Source organism: Acinetobacter minutum (assembly GCF_035916735.1).
Lineage (GTDB): Bacteria > Pseudomonadota > Gammaproteobacteria > Pseudomonadales > Moraxellaceae > Acinetobacter.
Window position 1 is genome coordinate 128,276 of record NZ_JAQIHG010000002.1, and the last position, 18,375, is coordinate 146,650.

15 protein-coding genes are annotated in these 18,375 nt (G+C 46.6%); 6 read left to right on the forward strand and 9 right to left on the reverse strand.

Translation table 11 applies throughout. The features are described from left to right. Positions 1–47: 47 nt before the first annotated feature. The 5 genes from PAE54_RS01615 to PAE54_RS01635 form a co-directional block, all read right to left on the reverse strand. A complete protein-coding gene (locus tag PAE54_RS01615; protein WP_442784368.1) occupies positions 48–1,076 on the reverse strand; it encodes an alpha/beta hydrolase in 1,029 nt (342 codons plus the stop codon). Between the two features lie 15 nt (positions 1,077–1,091). Further along, complete coding sequence (locus PAE54_RS01620; protein WP_326518168.1) at positions 1,092–1,535, reverse strand: RDD family protein; 444 nt, start codon at positions 1,533–1,535, stop codon at positions 1,092–1,094. Between the two features lie 300 nt (positions 1,536–1,835). Further along, positions 1,836–2,177 carry a hypothetical protein gene (locus PAE54_RS01625; RefSeq protein WP_326518169.1) on the reverse strand — a complete coding sequence of 114 codons (342 nt, stop codon included), beginning with the start codon at positions 2,175–2,177 and terminating at the stop codon, positions 1,836–1,838. Positions 2,178–2,550: 373 nt separating this feature from the next. Then, entirely contained in the window at positions 2,551–5,157 is a 2,607-nt protein-coding gene (gene pepN, locus PAE54_RS01630; RefSeq protein ID WP_326518170.1) for an aminopeptidase N, read from the reverse strand. Between the two features lie 160 nt (positions 5,158–5,317). Continuing rightward, a complete protein-coding gene (locus PAE54_RS01635; protein WP_326518171.1) occupies positions 5,318–5,719 on the reverse strand; it encodes a YkvA family protein in 402 nt (133 codons plus the stop codon). A 232-nt stretch (positions 5,720–5,951) separates the two neighbouring features. Here PAE54_RS01635 and PAE54_RS01640 point away from each other — a divergent pair, with 232 nt between their 5' ends. From PAE54_RS01640 to thiM, 3 genes are all read left to right on the forward strand, one after another. Next, positions 5,952–6,215, forward strand: a complete 264-nt coding sequence (locus tag PAE54_RS01640) for a hypothetical protein (RefSeq protein WP_326518172.1) — start codon at positions 5,952–5,954, stop codon at positions 6,213–6,215. Between the two features lie 153 nt (positions 6,216–6,368). Beyond that, positions 6,369–7,526, forward strand: coding sequence for a hypothetical protein (locus PAE54_RS01645; protein WP_326518173.1), 1,158 nt, complete (start codon positions 6,369–6,371; stop codon positions 7,524–7,526). Between the two features lie 48 nt (positions 7,527–7,574). Beyond that, positions 7,575–8,390, forward strand: coding sequence for a hydroxyethylthiazole kinase (gene thiM / locus PAE54_RS01650; RefSeq protein WP_442784367.1), 816 nt, complete (start codon positions 7,575–7,577; stop codon positions 8,388–8,390). A 277-nt stretch (positions 8,391–8,667) separates the two neighbouring features. Here thiM and PAE54_RS01655 read toward each other — a convergent pair whose 3' ends face one another. Together PAE54_RS01655 and PAE54_RS01660 are read right to left on the reverse strand one after the other, a co-directional pair. Beyond that, complete coding sequence (locus PAE54_RS01655) at positions 8,668–10,383, reverse strand: DEAD/DEAH box helicase (protein WP_326518175.1); 1,716 nt, start codon at positions 10,381–10,383, stop codon at positions 8,668–8,670. Between the two features lie 82 nt (positions 10,384–10,465). Then, the gene (locus tag PAE54_RS01660; protein ID WP_326518176.1) at positions 10,466–12,463 is read right to left on the reverse strand and encodes a hypothetical protein; all 1,998 of its coding nucleotides are present in this window, start codon (positions 12,461–12,463) and stop codon (positions 10,466–10,468) included. 250 nt (positions 12,464–12,713) lie between these two features. On the opposite strand from PAE54_RS01660, the gene mdh reads away from it, so the two are divergent. Together mdh and PAE54_RS01670 are read left to right on the forward strand one after the other, a co-directional pair. Then, entirely contained in the window at positions 12,714–13,928 is a 1,215-nt protein-coding gene (gene mdh / locus PAE54_RS01665) for an iron-dependent methanol dehydrogenase (RefSeq protein WP_273778989.1), read from the forward strand. Between the two features lie 156 nt (positions 13,929–14,084). Further along, the gene (locus PAE54_RS01670) at positions 14,085–15,053 is read left to right on the forward strand and encodes an alpha/beta hydrolase (protein WP_326518177.1); all 969 of its coding nucleotides are present in this window, start codon (positions 14,085–14,087) and stop codon (positions 15,051–15,053) included. A gap of 7 nt (positions 15,054–15,060) precedes the next feature. Here PAE54_RS01670 and PAE54_RS01675 read toward each other — a convergent pair whose 3' ends face one another. Next, positions 15,061–16,245, reverse strand: a complete 1,185-nt coding sequence (locus PAE54_RS01675) for a helix-turn-helix domain-containing protein (protein ID WP_326518178.1) — start codon at positions 16,243–16,245, stop codon at positions 15,061–15,063. A gap of 144 nt (positions 16,246–16,389) precedes the next feature. Between PAE54_RS01675 and exaC the strand changes: the two genes are divergently transcribed. Then, complete coding sequence (exaC, locus tag PAE54_RS01680) at positions 16,390–17,901, forward strand: acetaldehyde dehydrogenase ExaC (RefSeq protein ID WP_326518179.1); 1,512 nt, start codon at positions 16,390–16,392, stop codon at positions 17,899–17,901. A 76-nt stretch (positions 17,902–17,977) separates the two neighbouring features. Here exaC and PAE54_RS01685 read toward each other — a convergent pair whose 3' ends face one another. After that, entirely contained in the window at positions 17,978–18,331 is a 354-nt protein-coding gene (locus PAE54_RS01685; protein WP_326518180.1) for a carboxymuconolactone decarboxylase family protein, read from the reverse strand. Between the last annotated feature and the right edge of the window lie 44 nt (positions 18,332–18,375).

The following is an 18,375-nucleotide window of genomic DNA, read 5'->3' on the forward strand; positions in this document are numbered from 1 at the left end:
ACACGCGTTTTCAATCACGGAAAATGACTTTCCCCGTATCAGAAAACTTAAGTAAATCCTTTTACCGCATCAAAACGGCTATGGCGCTGAATAAACTCAACGGTGCGATAGAACGTTTGCTGGCTGGCTTTTTTATTCAACATAAATTGATATTCATGAATCAGCCATTCCTTCGAGTCCTGATAAAATACCGGCTCGACCGGAATCTGATGCTGTTGTAATTGGGCAACAAAAGGCATCGCTTGTGTTTCGGTCAGAAAATCCTTATTGCCGCCACTAATAAAGACCGGTGGATAATTTGCGCTGAGATATTCTGTCGGAGAAATGCTTTTGAGCCAGTCTGCCTGGTCCTGTTGTTGCCGGGTGTAGGCAGCCAACAAATTTTCCACTGTCCATTCGACAATTTTCAGCTGATCCGGCGCAGTTTGCTTAAAGGCATGCAAATCATAAATCCCACAATGTAAAATCAGTCCCTTGATTTGTGCTGAGTGGATTGAAGGCTGCAGTTGGGACTGCTGGGCAAAAGCTGGATTGCTCACCAATGCCGCATAGTGACTGGCCAAATTAGCTCCAGCTGAATCACCTGCCAAATAAAACTGCTGCGGATCAATCTGATAATCGGCAGCATGTTGTTGTAAAAAGTTCAGTGCCTGATCAATCTGCTGAAGTTGTGTAGGATAAACTACCTCCGGAGCCAGCTGGTACTGGACTGCCACAACATTAAATCCCTGAGCAGCGAGCAGTTTAAAATAGCCGCGTGCCCGGTCTTTGGCACCTGCCAACCAGCCGCCACCATGCAGCCAAATCACCGTCGGACGGGTTGAAAACTGCTGAGCGTACTTGGGCTGATAAATATCCAGGGTCAGATCAGGTTGCTGCTGATACAGGACATTCTTCTGTACCTGTACAGTGGCCGGTGCAAAACGATCCAAACGTTTTTGCTGGTAGCTGGTCGCAAAATTAAACGCGTGCGCAATCACCTGACTGTTCCATTGCACACTCTGACACGCTGTCAAGCTGACTAGAGCCAATGAGAGACCGATATGCCGAAGGGGGCTTGCCAGATTTTTTCGCAGCACCTCATACCTCGCTCATAATTCACGCACCACCACAGTTTTGGCGATTTTGTCATGCCAGCCCTGCTTTTTACTATCAAATGCAATCCAGATAAAACCCAAGAAGAAGACAAGCGTGGATGGAATATAACCAATATAACGCAATGCCGCCTGCCCAAAACTCAGTTTATGCCCAGTTCTTTCATCCAGCACTTTCAAGCGCAGCAAACGCTTGCCCGGTGTGCCTTCAAGATAAATCCAGAACAGTACACTATATAAAAATGGGAAAATGTAATTAATCACAAAATCAAACAATAAATTTGGTGCACTTTCGCTGAGTCCAGTTGCAAATACCAGATCAGAATCCCCCTGATAAAAAATCCATGCCACTGGCAAAACGGCCAGAATCATAATGAAACTGTCAATCAGCGCGGCCACCACGCGTAGCCAAAAGCCCGCATATTCATATTTATATGACATTTTATTCTCACTAATTATTTTAAAGCTGTAAAAAAGCCCGGTCGAAAACCAGGCTTTAAGCTTAAATTAAACCTCAAATGAAAGAAATACTCCCTACGATCCCATATTTAGTTCAACATGAGATGGCATGAGGTTTGTTGATGAATAGACTGTAATGAACCCACTCAACAACGAACTGATTATTAAGCCTCAGAAATATTCTGTCCAATTACTCATCAACCCACGATTTTTGTTTGAATCTCTCTCAATGCACGGCCCATAAAAAAGCCCTGAATCATCAGGGCTCTTTGACTATTGCACTCAATAGTCTTCTTGGTTTTGTTGACGTTGTTGTTCGTCTTGTTGATTTTGCTGGCGTTGTTGGTCCTTTTGTTGGTTCTGTTGACCTTGTAGCCCACTTTGCTGATGCTGTTGACGTTGCTGGTTATTTTGCTGGTTTTGTTGACCCTGCTGACCCGTTTGTTGATGCTGTTGATCATTCATCGGATTACGCTGGTTTTGCTGCCCTTGCTGATTAGACAGGGGATTCTGTTGATTTTGCTGACCCGTTTGTTGACCTTGCTGGTTTTGTTGACGTTGTTGATCATTTTGTTGATTCTGTTGTCCTTGCTGACCACCCTGTTGATTTTGTTGATTAGCCATATCCATGCCCTTCCTTTTAGTAGTAGAGGTACGCCGTTAAACAAGCGACTGTAGTTATTAATCTACCTATCTCTAGGAATTATCCAAGCATGCGGCTGTGACAGACTGCTTCAATGTAAAATGGGCAAAATCAGAATAGATTGATCTTAAAGGAATCCTTGCTTTTAAGTGTGACGTTGTTAACACAATCCTCACATCCCTACACATTCCCGATATATTCGCGAATCAGGTTTATTTTTGGTCATCAACCCTCGGCTCGAAAAACCTGCAGTGAATCCATCTGATGGATATGAGCAGGATTTATCAATAAAAAAGCACTATTTCCCCTAAAAATTCAGGGAAAATAGTGCTCTAACAGACAACTTCTGGCAGATTAGACCGCTAACATGCTGTTCAGCGTTTCTGCCACATTTTTGGATTTCACCTGAGGTTGCAAGGCTTCAAGCGCCTGCTTCACCTCCGTGCGATGCGGTTCAGCCAAGGTGTACCAACGTGACAGCACCTGTAACAGGCGTGAACCCACAATCGGATTTTTCTCATCCAGATATTTGGCCAGCTCGACAAAATGCTGCACGCCAAAACTCCAGGTATTCACCGGATTGAGGTTAAGCCCCCCACTCACCGAACGAATGCGGTTCGGTGTTCCCAAATCATAATCAGGATGACTGGTGAGATAACGTAAAGTTTCCTCAGTGGCTTTTGGATGCGCAGCTTGTACCATGAACCATTGATCTAGTGCCAACGCTTCATCATTAAAACGCTGATAGAAATCCTGCAAGGCCGCTTGCGCTTGTGGTGCATCATTCCAAACTAGCACACGTAAAGCACCCAGACGTTCTGACATATTGCGAGTGCTCTGGTATTGCTGGTCTGCCCATTCGAATGCCAGTTCATCTCCTTGACGTGCGATCATGCTCAACATAATGTTTTTTAGTGCACGCTCGCCCATCGCCTGCGAAAACTCGTTTTGTAATTCCGGATTCAGTGCCTGATAAATCTCTTTCCAGAAATCGCCCAGTTCACGTGCCAGCGTATCGAGCAACGCATTACGTTTTTCCTGAACTAGTACAGGACTGTAATCTTGATCAATCCGGCTACCGAGATAGTTCTCACTTGGCACATCCAGCAAACGCGAAGCCAACAGCGGATCTTTGCTGACCAATGCCGGCAAGGTATGACGCATCGCATCGATGTAGCTCTCGACCGTATGATCTTCCAGAAGAATACGCTCTAGCAGGGTTTGTGTCGCCTGCCACTGGTTAAAGCCATTGGTTTCATGCTGGATCAGGAAGGCCAGTTCTTCATTGGACGCATCGAACTCCAGATTGACCGGCGCTGAGAAATTGCGTAACAAGGACACGATAGGTTTGGCGGTAATGCCGCTAAAAGTAATGCTCGCCTCTGCTTGATCAAACAGATATACGCCGTCTTTTACGCCACTTTCAAATAGATCCGCACTATTCAGCTGATATTGTTCACCGGTTACAGCATTGAACAGTGCCAGGGCCACTGGAATCGGCACAGCTTGCAAAGCTGGATATTTGCCATGTGCTTTCAGGCTTTGTTTAAACCGCAAACGGTAGGTTTGGGCCTGTGCATCATACTCACCTTGTGCTTCGAGCTTTGGTGTACCTGGCTGGTTATACCAGTGCAGGAAAGCAGATAAATCCACACCTGAGCCGGCGGTCAAAGCAGCGATCCAGTCTTCAACGGTCACCGCCTGACCATCATGACGGCGGAAATATTCATCGGTGCCCTGACGGAACTTCTCTTTGCCGAGCAGGGTCGCCATCATGCGGTTGATTTCCGCACCTTTTTCATACACGGTGGCCGTATAGAAGTTGTTGATTTCGACAAAATGATCGGGACGCGGCGGATGCGATAACGGGCCAGCATCTTCAGGGAATTGATGTGATTTCAGCACGGCGACATCATCAATCCGTTGTACCGCAGCCGATTGCAAATCTTCCGAGAATGACTGATCACGGAAGACGGTCAGGCCTTCTTTTAAACACAACTGGAACCAGTCACGGCAGGTAATACGGTTACCGGTCCAGTTATGGAAATATTCATGCGCGATCACCGATTGCACACGCATGATCGCCGCATCGGTGGTATATTCTTCATCGGCCAGAACACAGGAAGTATTGAAAATATTCAGGCCTTTGTTTTCCATCGCCCCCATATTGAACTGGCTGACCGCCACGATCATGTAATTGTCGAGGTCATAGGCACGGCCATAATGTTCTTCGTCCCAACGCATGGAATGTTTTAAGGCTTCCATCGCGATGTGGCATTTTGGAATGTCTTTTTCAATCGCATAAATTTCCAGTGACACATCACGGCCTTCCGAGGTCACATAACGGTCTTTTAAAACCGCAAGATCGCCCACCACGCAGGCAAATAGGTAGCTCGGCTTTTTGGTTGGGTCTTGCCAAATCGCATAATGACGGTCTTCTCCGGCTTCACCTGTTTCCAGCAGATTACCATTGGCCAGCAAGACAGGATATTTTTTGTCGGCTTCGACACGCGTGGTAAACACAGACAAAACATCCGGACGGTCTGGATAGAAGGTAATTTTACGGAAACCTTCCGGTTCGTTCTGGGTCACAAATAGATCACCGGCCTGATACAAGCCTTCGAGCTGGGTATTGCTTTCCGGATGAATTACCACCTGAGTTTCAATCACGGCATGATCGGGTGCATTGAAAATGACCAGTTGTTCATTGTCCAGCTGGTAATCGGCTGCGCTCAGCAACTGGCCATTCAGTTTCAACGTTTTCAGTTCCAGATCACGGCCCAGCAAGACTAGATCACCCGCGGTTTGACGTTGCATGATCAGCGTTGCATCAACAAGGGTCTGCTGATCAAACACCCGAATATTTAAATCAACCGAATCCACCAGAAAAACAGGTTTCTGATAGTCTTTTAAATACACTGTTTGATCAGTCTGCACAGAGGGATTTGCCGCGATATTCATAGAGGGTCCTGATTATTCTCATCTCAATTGAGATGATTGTCATATTTTTTAGGGATGGTATGGGCAAACGACCTGACACCATCCTCGAATTACGTCATGGATGTTTATGTATATAGGCCTGTCTGTATGATTTTTCAATCAGAATGATGTGCAGTGGGAGTTATTTCAACCAATAATGCGGCTTCATCAGGAGATCAGTCGATAAAATCTTGACCAAAAAAATCAAAAGGATGACCCAGATCGATAAAATAATCACAGCAGCCCAACGACTGGAATAGTCAAATTCCATGGCTTCGGCACGCTGGCGGTTTTCTTCTAGCAGGGACTCGGGAATCAGACGCATCACCCACCAAATCCCCAAAGGTACAATAATCAGATCATCCAGATAGCCTAAAACAGGAATAAAGTCAGGAATCAAGTCAATTGGGGAAAAGGCATAAGCCGCTACAAACAGCGCCAGGAATTTCGCAAAGCGGGGCGTGCGAGGATCCCGTGCCACCAACCAGATGGTGACAGCATCCCGTTTGAGGCCTCGTGCCCATTGCCTGAGTAATTCCATCATGTTTATGCTCCTCAATTTCCCATGTGAGGTTGCTGTTATTTTATACAATTTAAAATAAAAATTCGCCTAACTCATACCAATCAACACATAAACTACGCAGTATTTTCCAAAATACCGCCTAATACACCTATCTTTTCAATACCCTTACAGTTATGCCACCGACCTGGCTTGCCTTCTGAACGCTGAAGCGCACTATATTGATAAGTTTCGGCACAAACAAAAGAGGTGCAACATGTATCTAAAAGAGCATATTGTCCGAGTCGAGAACATGAAAATCCTGCAAGCGCTCGATTCAGCGAAAATCGACCATAAAGTGATTGCCATGTTTATGACCTGTGAAGGAATCCCGATGCAGGAGCAGGAGGTCAGCGTCTTGCTCAATCAGTATGAAGTGCTGGGCCAGCAAAAACTCCCGACACAAAAAGTGCAGATGCTGATGGAGGCAAAATATTTTGCCGAAGAAGATGACACCCTGCCTTGTCCACCCGCTTATTAACTTCCCTACACTCAAAAAAGCTACCGTATTAACGGTAGCTTTTTTCTGTATGGCCAAACGGTTGTTATCTCTCATCTACTTTATCAACACCCCCTCAGGATACAGCCGTGTATAATCAACAATAGATTTCCTTGGTTCTGATCGGCAAGTGTCATGCTCCTGAATATTTTGCAAAAACAGTTAGACGAAAGCACGCTCTGTCCGTTGTGCCAGGCGTCAATGTACTGGGTGGAAGCCGAACAGTATGATCAGCAAGTAGAGTTTCATGAATGTAGCCACTGTCAGCACCGACTGTTTGTTGAGCCACAACATACCTGCCATTGTGCTCGCTGCACCGACCAACGCAAGAAACTGCTCAAGGAGACTCGCCTGCAGGAACAGCGCAAACTGCAAGCCAAAGACATGCAAGAACACAGCCTGTATGAACTGAGCTTCCTACATAAGCTGTTTCTGTTAAGCCTGCTGGATGATCATATTCAGGAACACAGCCGTCATGATGAATATATTCATTGGGATGCATTGAAATATCAGCCGATTACGCCGAATTACTTATTTCAGAGCCATTTAATTAAAGTCTTACTCAAAGAAAACATCTTGCTGGCCAAGGATTTTTCGGACGAAACTCATTGCTACTATGTCAACGTTCGCCTCGATGGTTATTCGGAACCCAGTCTGTTCAGTATCACCCAGCAATTACGTCACTGGTTTTATGAAAATCTCAGTTTAGGGATTCCATTTAAAAACAGTGATGAGGTTAAACAGACGCTGTATTTAGTGCTGTATCAGGAAATTTTGCAGTTCATGCAATTCTACTGCCGGACTTGGGGCATCCAGATTGCGGGAAATCAAGCCTTCCAGAGATTCTGTTATGGCCTGATGGACAGTCTGGCGGTTGGACAGATCTATTACCTGATCCAGACCGCATTGGATTATCTGCACCAGCAAAAAGCATTACAGCCGCGTAATGAGAATTTCATTAACAGCAATCTGCTAAAAAAAACCCTGCAGCAATACCGTGAACGTGCCCTCAGTGAAAAATGGGAAACCTCTACCCTGCCACGTCCGCCCCAACTGCCGTTGAGCAAAATGAGCAGTATTTTATTTTTTAAATTTCTCGGCTACGATGAACGTATCTTCGTACAGCCTGTATGGCGTTCCTGGAAAAAAATTGAGCCGCGCCTGAATTTTTATTCGCAGAAGCGCTGTATGTATTGCGGGTCGAATGAACTGACCGTGGATTATGATGCGGAACATTATGTTTCCCTGATCTGCCGGAATTGCAAACATCAGGATCACTACTTTACCCAGTAAAGCATGGGTCTTGCAGCCGAACAACTTGCTTAGTGATGGATGACTTTTATGGATCGAGTCTATACGGTATTGGAACACGTAATTCAGGCCTGGACGGCTTTGCATCAGCAACAACCTTTGGTGCAGTGTATGACCAACAGTGTTGCTGGCAATTATGTCGCTAATGTACTGCTCGCTGCGGGTGCATCACCGGCGATGATTGACAATCCATTTGAAGCTGAGGGTTTTACCGCAATTAGTGGGGCTTTAAGTATCAACACGGGTACGCCGACGACAGAACAAATGCAGGCGATGCAGATCTCAGCCAAGGCAGCCTTCATCAAAAACAAACCTTGGGTGCTGGATCCCGTCGGTTATGGAGCGGCACTTCCTTGGCGTAGCCGTCTGGTCGAGGATTTACTGGCCTTTAAACCGGCAGTCATTCGTGGCAATGCATCCGAAATCAGCGCACTGGCAGGCAACCAGGCAGGCAGCAAAGGTGTCGATAGCACGGTCAGCAGCCATGACATGTATCAGCAGGCTTTGCCCTTATTGGACAAATGCGAATGCGTCGCAATCTCTGGCGAATCGGACTATATCCTGTCCCAGCAGTGGGACACCATTATTCAGATCAATGGCGGTAGTTATTTGCAGCCGAAAGTCACTGCCAGTGGCTGCGCCCTCGGTGCCCTGATTGCGGCCTATGCAGCAGTCACTACACCGACCATCGCCGCGATTGCTGCGCACCTGCATTTTGCGATCGCTGGAAAACTGGCTTACCAGAAAGCCCAAAGTGTTGGCAGCTTTAATGTGGCTTTCATGGATGAAATCTATCGCTTGAATGCCGACACCATCTCCCTGCATGCCGATCTCAACATGCTTTAACCATTCAAAATTTTGCCTTGAGTTCAACGAGGCACAACTTGAATGGTTACACGGCTGAATACATGCATAATGCTTTAACGATACCCGCAGTCGTTGATTCGACTGCCCGTTTAGATTGGTAGCGTGAGACAATTATTTAAGCTTTGAGCATTCGCACATCACCAACCCGATAGTCGCTACGCGAAATGCCTTGACTCAATCCGGTTCAGAAATTTTGTTTTTCTGGCTATAAGAGACATGGAGTCATTCGGTTCGACCAGCCCCGCTCATCCGTTGCTTATTCAACAAAGAGAAGCGCCAAACGTACCTGATCATAGCCCATACGCGGGCTGGTGGCTTCCACAATCGGGCGTAGCTTGATCGAACCATCCTCAGCAAAATGTTCTGGGCTTTGTCGTTTTTGTAGACGTTTATAAATTTTGCGTACCTGCTCCACCACTTCCTCACCAGGATGAGCAACTGAAATATCCAGTCCCTGTTCTTTGTGCAAACGTGCCAGATGATTAATAATCGTGGCTGGGGTGAGACCCCGTTCCTGCGCAATATCCATGATGTCATAACCCTCTTCAAACAGCTCGCGGGTTTCATCGAGGGTAGCTGTCGCATAACTCTGCTTGCCATCAGCTTTGGCTATTTTTTTCTCGTTACGGCTAATTTCCGCATCATTTAAAGTCCCTCCACAATGCCGGATAAAAGCGCGGTGCTGCGGGGTCAAATCTATATGCGCAAAATGGTTTTCAGCTTCCGTCGAAAGTTCCTGAAAACGGCGATCCGCTTTGAGTGCCAGACTGTCCAACTCCAGCGCCTGTTCGTTAAAGCCCAGTAAGCGTAACCCATCCAGAGATTTCAGACGTGATAGGGCCACATAACCCTGGCCTTTTTCAAAGGTATGTGACAGGTTGATTTCCGCGGCTTCCAGAGTCATGCCCTGACTTTTATGGATGGTAATCGCCCAGGCCAAACGCAGCGGAATCTGCTGAAAACTGGCAATCACTTTGCCTGCTTCGTTTTCAATCGACCAGGTTTCCGGTTCCACCAGCAACACACTACCATCGGTCAGTTTGACTTTTGGCAAAATGCCATGTTCATCATCTTCTTCAAAGCCAATCACCTCACCCAGACTGCCGTTAATGTAGCCCAGATCGAAATTGTTTTTGACAAACATAACCTTGGCATGTTTTTTCAAGGTCAGTTCTTCCGGTGCACGTACCGAGGATTTCAGGGTCTCGATCAGCTTTTCGTTCCCATCACATACGGCATTAAACTGATGTCCCTCATTTTCAATTTCATTGAGATGCTGATAGTTGATCGTATCAACATCCATATTATGGGTATATAAACGGGTAAAGGTTTCGCCGATGTCCTGCTTGCGAGTTTGCTGTAGCGCCTGTAAATGTTGTGGCTGAACATTCTGCGCGCGGATGGCATTCAGAATCTGGTTCAATATTTCATCATCTTGACGGTGCTGTTCGGTCAGATAGCACACCCGGAATTTGGCCTCGACCCAGGCATCCGACATAAAACAGAACTTGTCACGGTTGCGCTCGTCATTTTTCCCCACAGGCGGCAACTGGAAAAAGTCACCCGCAACAATCACCTGAATACCGCCAAAGGCTTCTTCACTCTCTTTAAAATATTTGAGTACCTGATTAACCAGATTCAGTTGCTTCGCGTGCAGCATGGAAATTTCGTCAATGATCAGCACCTGGGCATTTTCCAGATGCTCTTTTAGGTACTTGCGCTCTTTCATGCGCTTTAGGTCATCTTCACTCAGCGCATCTTTAATCCCAATGCCTGCCCAGGTATGAATGGTCATGCCATTCATGTGTGTAGCTGCAATGCCAGTGGAGGCCGTAATAGCCACCGGTACCTTGCGTGCTTTCAGATAATTGATGTACTGGTTTAAGGTGTATGTTTTTCCTGCACCCGCTGAGCCAGTCAAGAATACATTTTCTCCGGCTTTGAGAAGTTTGAGTGCAGTTTCCTGTTTCATTAGACCATACTGATTTGAGAAGAGAGGCGCTATAGCCTACCGATTTTTCCTAAAAAAGTTAAGCCCGGCTTCCTGACAATGCTCATCTGGAGGCATGTAACTGGGCATTTAAACGTACGACAAAACGCTCGGCAATCTGTATAGCAGTATGATCCGCTTTCTGGTTTCGCGGCAATTCCAGTTGATCAAATTCAAAAACTCCAGCCCGGTAATGACAACCCAGTGTATATGCCAGCTGGGAATTTTTCCGGTGTCGCATATGAAATGCCACATAGGTTCCATCCACGATGCGCTGACTGTAACTTAAGGCCAAACAATGCTGGAAGCGCTGAGATTCCTGAATAATCCGTTCAATACTATGCAGTTCCTCAAAGCTCCACTCCCCCCAGAGAATCCGCTCGGTTTGCGTGAGAGGTGCCCAGTGCTGAATGGTGACGCGCTCGGCCAGCTGCGTCAGCATATTTTGCCGCTGCATCTGCTGATGCCAGGTGACCGCCTGACGAAACAGGCCTGTCCAGGTCACATTTTTAGGTACAATCGGATGTGTATCGAGATAGGTTTCCAGATAATCACAGACATAAGAACTAAACAACGATTGGCGCTGGCGCGGTTCCTGTAAATAAAATCGCTGACGAAACTGGCTAACATCCAGCTGATACTGTTGCAAACAACGAAAAAAAGCTGGGTCCTGTTGCTGGCGCGGCTCAAGAAAATCCAGTAATTCAATCGGGAGTAAATGGGTAATTTCCTGCACATGCTGCATGTAAGCCTGCATAATCCGGCTCAGAGGCTGATACAGTTGTTTCAATATCTGCTGCGAATCAGGATGGATCAGCTGCAGTAACTGCCACCACTCCTGCAAATACAACGCTGAAGGTGAAATCAGCCGACGGTTTGCTGTTATGCCATTCTGACCATACAATGCAAACTGCTGATTATCCGGATGTTCAAACCAGCCTTCCTGCAGAGCGAGCTGCCGGCAACGCTGCAGCCATAAACTGACCATGACATGCTGAAAATGACGCAGGGTCAGCAAAATTACCTGTGGTGCCACCCCTCGGGTATCGAGGAAACTGCACGCCGTCACAGCATAGCGTACCCCGGTATGCGATAAATGCTGACTGATCCAATCCAGCACGATAGCATCCTGTTTGTATAGCCAGTTCACGGCGCGACTGGACTGAAACAAAGCCTGATTGCCAATTTCTAGCAACCACCAGTCTACATCCAGCGTTAAAAAATGTTTTTTAGCCAGCAATTCATCATTCAACCAATGTTGCGGTTGCACCTGCAAGACAAAGCCCAACAGCGTATTATGCTGATCCACCAATTGTAGCAACCGCTGCAACGAATCTTGCATTTGGATACACTGCTGCAAAGTAAAACGTTCCGGAAACAGCAACTTCAATACCCGAAACCAACGTGCACCGAGCCATTGCTTTGCAAACAGGCACAATCGATCATAATGCGGCATGATGTGTTGCACCGGTAAAAAATTATCACCCAGAACTGAATTGATCAGACACATATGCTTGAAATTCATCATCACGTCTAGCGGAATCGACTGATGTTGTTCGAGGGCAGACTGCAGATACGGCTGCGCATAATAGCCAGCCATGATCATCAACTGGTCAATCTGTTGTGCCTGTTGCAGCGTCATGTTCTGGAAAAAAGCCTCTACCCGAGCTTCGCCATCAATCCAGATAAAAACCTGCTCAATCACAGCCTGACGTAAGCGTTGAGCTTTGGTCTTTAAAAACAGGGAATGTTGGGGTTGCCCATCACCGGTCAGAAAGGCTAATTCATTCAGAAAAAAATCAACCAGATATTGCGGATTTTTATCAACAAAACAGCACTCAACGCACACGATTGCCTGCCCTGCCGTTTCACAAATTCGAATTTGTAACCAGCCATCCAGCAGCGCTAGCGTTTGGGGCGCGACCCGCTCATACAAGCGTTCGGCATGCAGTGTATGGAGCCATTGCCATTGTTCCTGATAAATCTGAGCAAAGTCAGGCACGATGGCCAACAGCTGCTGGCAAATCTGCTGATGATCTGCATTAGAAAGCGCATGGTGCATGGCACTGGCCTGAAGGAGAGGAAGGGCGTGAGCAGTGTGACAAGAAAGCGCCGACTATGCAATTTTACGCAGCAACTCATTTTTATTATTCAAACAACCATCTGTTTTATTTTGATTTTACTTTCCATTCTGCAAGCCATTTGTGAATGGTAGGTCTTTGGTAGGTAGGCAAATCATCTGCCAGACTCAATACTAGGTTCCAAGGTGAGGGTCACCTGTCAAATAACAACGAAGGAAGAAGGAAAGATTCATGGCTTTTAAAAATATCGCAGATCAAACCAATGGTTTTTATATTCCATGTGTATCACTCTTTGGCCCAGGATGTGCCAAAGAAATCGGTAACAAAGCACGCGATTTAGGTGCAAAAAAAGCACTCATCGTCACAGATGAAGGCCTGTATAAGTTTGGTGTGGCACATACCATTGCAGAATATCTATCTGCTGTCGGTGTCGACAGTCACATTTTCCCGGGAGCTGAACCTAACCCGACAGACACTAACGTCCACAACGGTGTAAATGCCTACAATGAGAATGGCTGTGATTTCATCGTATCTCTAGGTGGTGGTTCATCGCATGACTGTGCCAAAGGCATTGGTTTGGTGACTGCTGGCGGTGGTCATATTCGCGACTACGAAGGCATCAATAAAAGCTCAGTCCCAATGACACCACTGATTGCCGTGAATACCACCGCGGGTACCGCTTCAGAAATGACCCGTTTCTGTATCATTACCAACACCGACACGCATGTCAAAATGGCAATTGTCGACTGGCGCTGTACCCCGCTGATCGCGATTGACGATCCAAAACTGATGATCGCAAAACCAGCCGGTTTAACAGCGGCAACAGGTATGGATGCCCTCACGCACGCGGTTGAAGCTTATGTTTCGACAGCTGCCAATCCAATTACCGATGCCTGTGCCGAAAAAGCCATCAGCATGATCAGTGAATGGTTACGTCCAGCCGTTGCAAACGGTGAAAATCTTGAAGCACGTGATGCCATGAGTTATGCACAGTACCTTGCCGGTATGGCGTTCAACAATGCTTCTCTGGGTTATGTGCATGCCATGGCACACCAGTTGGGCGGTTTCTATAACCTGCCACACGGCGTGTGTAATGCCATCCTGTTACCGCATGTCTGTGAATTCAACCTGATTGCCTGCCCGGACCGTTATGCCAAAATTGCTGAATTGATGGGTGTCAATACTCAGGAGATGACAGTGACGCAAGCTGCGCATGCTGCAATTAATGCCATCCGTGAATTGTCTAGCTCAATTGGTATTCCATCAGGTCTCGCTGAATTGGGCGTGAAAGAGGAAGATCTGAGCATTATGGCGGAAAATGCCCAAAAGGATGCCTGCATGCTGACCAATCCACGTAAAGCGAATCACAGCCAAGTGGTCAATATCTTCAAGGCAGCCCTCAAACCTCATGGCCAAGTGGTCAATATTTTAAAAGCGGCGGTGTAAGTCTACTCTCCTCCCATTACTTGTGACTTACTTTTTTGGGGAAGATCATTCTGGGATCTTCCCTCTTTTTTATTGGGCTCAGATACAAGCAACAATTGACAAGAAGAGGAGTTTATTGAAGGATGAAGCGGTATCGACAGGACACGACTCTCAGACATGACCGAAACACCGCATACTCCACGCTACCATACTGACATTCTGGGTGATGGCTATCAGCAGCTCACCCTGCATTTTCCGGATGACTACGATGGTCCTGTTGTCGCAACTCTCATCCGTAAGAAAGGCACGATACCCAGCACTAAAGCCGTACTGTATATCCATGGTTTCATGGATTATTTTTTTCAGACCGAAATGGCAGAACGTTTTAACCAACAAGGTTATGACTTTTACGCCTTGGATTTACGCAAATATGGCCGTTCCAAACGTGCGCACCAGACCCTGTTTACCGTCCAAGACCTGCGAGAATATGATCCCGAAATCAGCAAAGCCCTGCAGATTATCGGAGAAGAAGGCCATGATCAGGTGATCTTGGCGGGCCACTCAACTGGCGGTTTAATCTGTACCCTTTATGCAGCACACCATCCGTTCCATCCGTTGATCAAGGCACTCTGGCTTAATAGTCCGTTTTATGATTTCAGTGTCAATCTGCTCAAAAAGAAAGTCGGCCTTCCGTTACTGAGTAAACTCGGTGCACACTTACCGAATGTACGGGTGCCGAGTGGTTTAAACATCTGGTATGTACCAAGCCTGCATCGGGATTTTCATGGTGAATGGGATTTTAATATCTTGTGGAAACCGAAAAGATATTCGAGTATCAGCTTGGGCTTTATTCATGCTATCCATGAGGCGCAGAAGGAATTACGGCATGGCCTACACCTGCCTGTTCCAACGCTGGTGATGCATGCCCATCAAAGCTATTTTCCGAAAAAATGGGGCATTCAGGCACAAAAAAGCGACCTGATTCTCGATGTTAAAGATATTGAACGCATGGCAAATAAATTACAAGGTGATGTCACTGTAATGACAATTCACAATGGCATGCATGATTTGGTGCTTTCCGGCCCTACTGTTCGAGATTGGGTGTATCAGCAATTATTTAGCTGGCTGAGCAACAAAAAACTGTAAGCCATACTTAAATATCCTGCTGGTATTTATTTAGCCATTGATGAGCCGGATGTTCGATAGGCAGCAGCTCAATCAAACGCTCGACCGCATCGATGGCTTCAGGAAAATGGGCCACATGCTTAAGCAGTACATCGGTTTCCTGAGCCTTATAGATCGCATCACTCAGTCGGGATTCCAAGCAAGCACGCCAAGCACACAGGAAGGGACTTTCCGTTTTTGCCAGAAACACACCGGTACACAATTTTAATGCAGACTCAATATAACCTGCATCCAGCGCGCGTTCAGCCTGTAAAAAATCGGCTTCAACATTTACCAAGAGGCGGTATGGACGCGAACCCAACATGCCTCCCAATACTTCACGTAGTTGTGACATTTCGGCTTTCAATGTCCCGATACTGACCTTGCGCTCGCCATACAGTGCCTGATGCAAATGGTCTAAACTCATGCCTTGCGGGCAGAGTGCCAAGATGGTCAAAATTTCGATCTGACGTGGCGTCAACACCAGTGTTTTACCATTAAACAATACCTGTGGCACTGCAAACGCACGAATATAGAGCTGCTGTTTCTGATACTCAAGCAAGGCCGTTTGCACGATTGAAGCACAACGTTCAGCCGCCAGCAGACCCAGACTGTTATGCTGATTCCAGGTCGTGGATAAGTCAATGACCCCCAAAACCTGCTTGGAATAAGGATCCAGAATGGGAGCCGCATAACAGACCCAGTCATGTACAGAGCGCATAAAATGCTCGTTGGAAAACACACAACTCGATTGCTGGGTTTTTAACGATAAGGCCAACGCATTGGTTCCCACCAGTTCCTCTCGCCACTGTCCACCTTCTACAAAATGTACCCGCTCCGCAGCGCTGCGCATCTGCATACTCGGTGCACTCCAAATGATGGTGCTGCCAACATCACCGATTGCCACTACCATCGAGGACTGCTCGGCAATATGCCTTAAATCTTGCGCACAATGGCTAATCGCGATTTCGAGTGCAGTGGGGGTATGTTGCGTTCGACTTTCCAGCAAAGGTGCTGCCACTCGGTCTTGAGGAATTTCAGCCGTGACTGAACGTTGCCATGAGCTTGCAATACTCTGGCCTAACTGTTGGGCATGGCTGGGTGATACGCTGAGTTGCTGCCGCAGGTTTTCAATGCGTTCACGCTGCTGTTGTAATTCATTTTTCGTAAACATTTACACATTCCTTGTTTTAAACCCCTGATTCCTACCTTTCTCCTACCTTCTTTTAATTATGCTAATCCAATAATGTACGAAAGTACCTTATACCAAAGCTGTAGGTTGACTCCAGCTATAAATTATAAATAAAGGAATATTGCTATGCGTTATATCGATCCGAACCAGCCTGGCTCAAAAGTTCAGTTTAAAGCTCAATATGAAAATTTTATTGGGGGTGAATGGGTCGCTCCTGTGAAAGGAGAATACTTCGACAACATTTCCCCTGTCGATGGTAAAGTGTTTACCAAAGTTCCGCGCTCTTCAGCTGAAGACATCGAATTGGCACTGGACGCTGCCCACAAAGCAAAAATCAGCTGGAACAAGGCATCGGCCACCACCCGCTCAAACATGCTGTTAAAAATTGCCGATCGTCTCGAAGCGAATCTGGAACTGTTGGCTGTTGCAGAAACTTGGGACAATGGTAAACCTGTCCGTGAAACACTGGCTGCCGATATTCCACTGGCGATTGATCATTTCCGTTATTTCGCTGGCTGTGTACGTGCACAGGAAGGCGGTATTTCTGAGCTGGATGAAGACACCATTGCCTACCATTTCCATGAGCCTTTGGGTGTTGTCGGCCAAATTATTCCATGGAACTTCCCGATTCTGATGGCTGCATGGAAACTGGCACCGGCTTTGGCTGCAGGAAACTGTATTGTGCTCAAACCGGCAGAACAAACGCCTGTCAGTATTCTGGTATTGGTTGAATTGATCCAGGATTTGTTACCGCCAGGCGTTCTGAACATCGTCAATGGTTACGGGGTTGAGGTTGGCCGTCCACTGGCAACCAACCCGCGCATTGCCAAGATTGCTTTCACCGGTTCCACTCAGGTCGGTCAGCTGATCATGCAATATGCTACAGAAAATATCATTCCGGTCACGCTGGAACTCGGTGGTAAATCTCCAAACATTTTCTTTGAAGATGTCATGGCACAAGACGATGACTATCTGGACAAAGCCCTCGAAGGTTTTGCCATGTTCGCACTGAACCAGGGTGAAGTCTGTACCTGCCCTTCACGTGCACTGATTCAGGAAAGCATTTCGGATCAATTCCTGGAAAAAGCCATTGAACGGGTAAAACGCATCAAAACTGGCCATCCACTCGATACAGAAACCATGATTGGTGCACAAGCCTCTCAGGAACAGCAAGACAAAATTCTTGGCTGTATCGCCACAGGACGCAATGAAGGTGCACAAGTGCTGACTGGTGGTGGCGCACGTCAGGAAGTGGGTAGCGGTTTCTATATTGAACCGACGATTTTCAAAGGCAACAACAGCATGAAAATCTTCCAGGAAGAAATTTTTGGACCCGTTCTTTCCGTCACGACGTTCAAAGATTTTGACGAAGCCATCAAAATTGCCAACGATACGATTTATGGTCTCGGAGCCGGTGTCTGGTCACGTTCAGCGCATACCTCCTACCGTGCAGGGCGTGCAATTGAAGCCGGTCGTGTCTGGACCAACTGTTATCACATTTATCCAGCGCATGCTGCCTTTGGTGGTTACAAAAAATCAGGGATCGGTCGTGAAAACCATAAAATGATGCTGGATCATTACCAACAAACCAAAAACCTGTTGGTCAGCTATTCAACCAAACCTGCCGGTTTCTTCTGATTGCTTCAGTGAGAACGCCACAAAAAACCGGATGGAAACTTCCATCCGGTTTTTGACTTTGCTCAATCGAGCATTCTTATTCAGTTGGTTGTTGTAATGCCGTAAATTCGTGAAATGCCTCGACAGCATTTGCTGCAAACATCAATGAAGGTCCACCACCCATCAAAACAGCGACGCCCAACACTTCCGTTAATTCTTCAAAACTGGCTCCCAGTTTCACCAGCGCTTTGGTATGAAAACCGATACAGCCATCACAACGGTTCGCCACCCCAATCGCCAGTGCAATAAATTCTTTGGTTTTGGGATCTAATACCCCCTCTTTCAATGCATTTTGACTCAATGCATGAAAGCTCTGCATCAAATCCGGTGATTCTTTATGCATGTGTTTCAAATTCTTGGAAATATGATGGGTCAATTCTTGATAGGACATGATCTTCTTACCTGAGCAGGTTGAAATTTTATTTATTATACAAT

Coding starts and splice junctions, on each gene's coding strand:
- PAE54_RS01620 (WP_326518168.1), bottom strand. CDS start 1,535: ATGTCATATAAATATGAATATGCGGGCTTTTGGCTACGCGTGGTGGCC.
- PAE54_RS01625 (WP_326518169.1), bottom strand. CDS start 2,177: ATGGCTAATCAACAAAATCAACAGGGTGGTCAGCAAGGACAACAGAAT.
- pepN (WP_326518170.1), bottom strand. CDS start 5,157: ATGAATATCGCGGCAAATCCCTCTGTGCAGACTGATCAAACAGTGTAT.
- PAE54_RS01635 (WP_326518171.1), bottom strand. CDS start 5,719: ATGATGGAATTACTCAGGCAATGGGCACGAGGCCTCAAACGGGATGCT.
- PAE54_RS01640 (WP_326518172.1), top strand. CDS start 5,952: ATGTATCTAAAAGAGCATATTGTCCGAGTCGAGAACATGAAAATCCTG.
- PAE54_RS01645 (WP_326518173.1), top strand. CDS start 6,369: ATGCTCCTGAATATTTTGCAAAAACAGTTAGACGAAAGCACGCTCTGT.
- thiM (WP_442784367.1), top strand. CDS start 7,575: ATGGATCGAGTCTATACGGTATTGGAACACGTAATTCAGGCCTGGACG.
- PAE54_RS01655 (WP_326518175.1), bottom strand. CDS start 10,383: ATGAAACAGGAAACTGCACTCAAACTTCTCAAAGCCGGAGAAAATGTA.
- PAE54_RS01660 (WP_326518176.1), bottom strand. CDS start 12,463: ATGCACCATGCGCTTTCTAATGCAGATCATCAGCAGATTTGCCAGCAG.
- mdh (WP_273778989.1), top strand. CDS start 12,714: ATGGCTTTTAAAAATATCGCAGATCAAACCAATGGTTTTTATATTCCA.
- PAE54_RS01670 (WP_326518177.1), top strand. CDS start 14,085: ATGACCGAAACACCGCATACTCCACGCTACCATACTGACATTCTGGGT.
- PAE54_RS01675 (WP_326518178.1), bottom strand. CDS start 16,245: ATGTTTACGAAAAATGAATTACAACAGCAGCGTGAACGCATTGAAAAC.
- exaC (WP_326518179.1), top strand. CDS start 16,390: ATGCGTTATATCGATCCGAACCAGCCTGGCTCAAAAGTTCAGTTTAAA.
- PAE54_RS01685 (WP_326518180.1), bottom strand. CDS start 18,331: ATGTCCTATCAAGAATTGACCCATCATATTTCCAAGAATTTGAAACAC.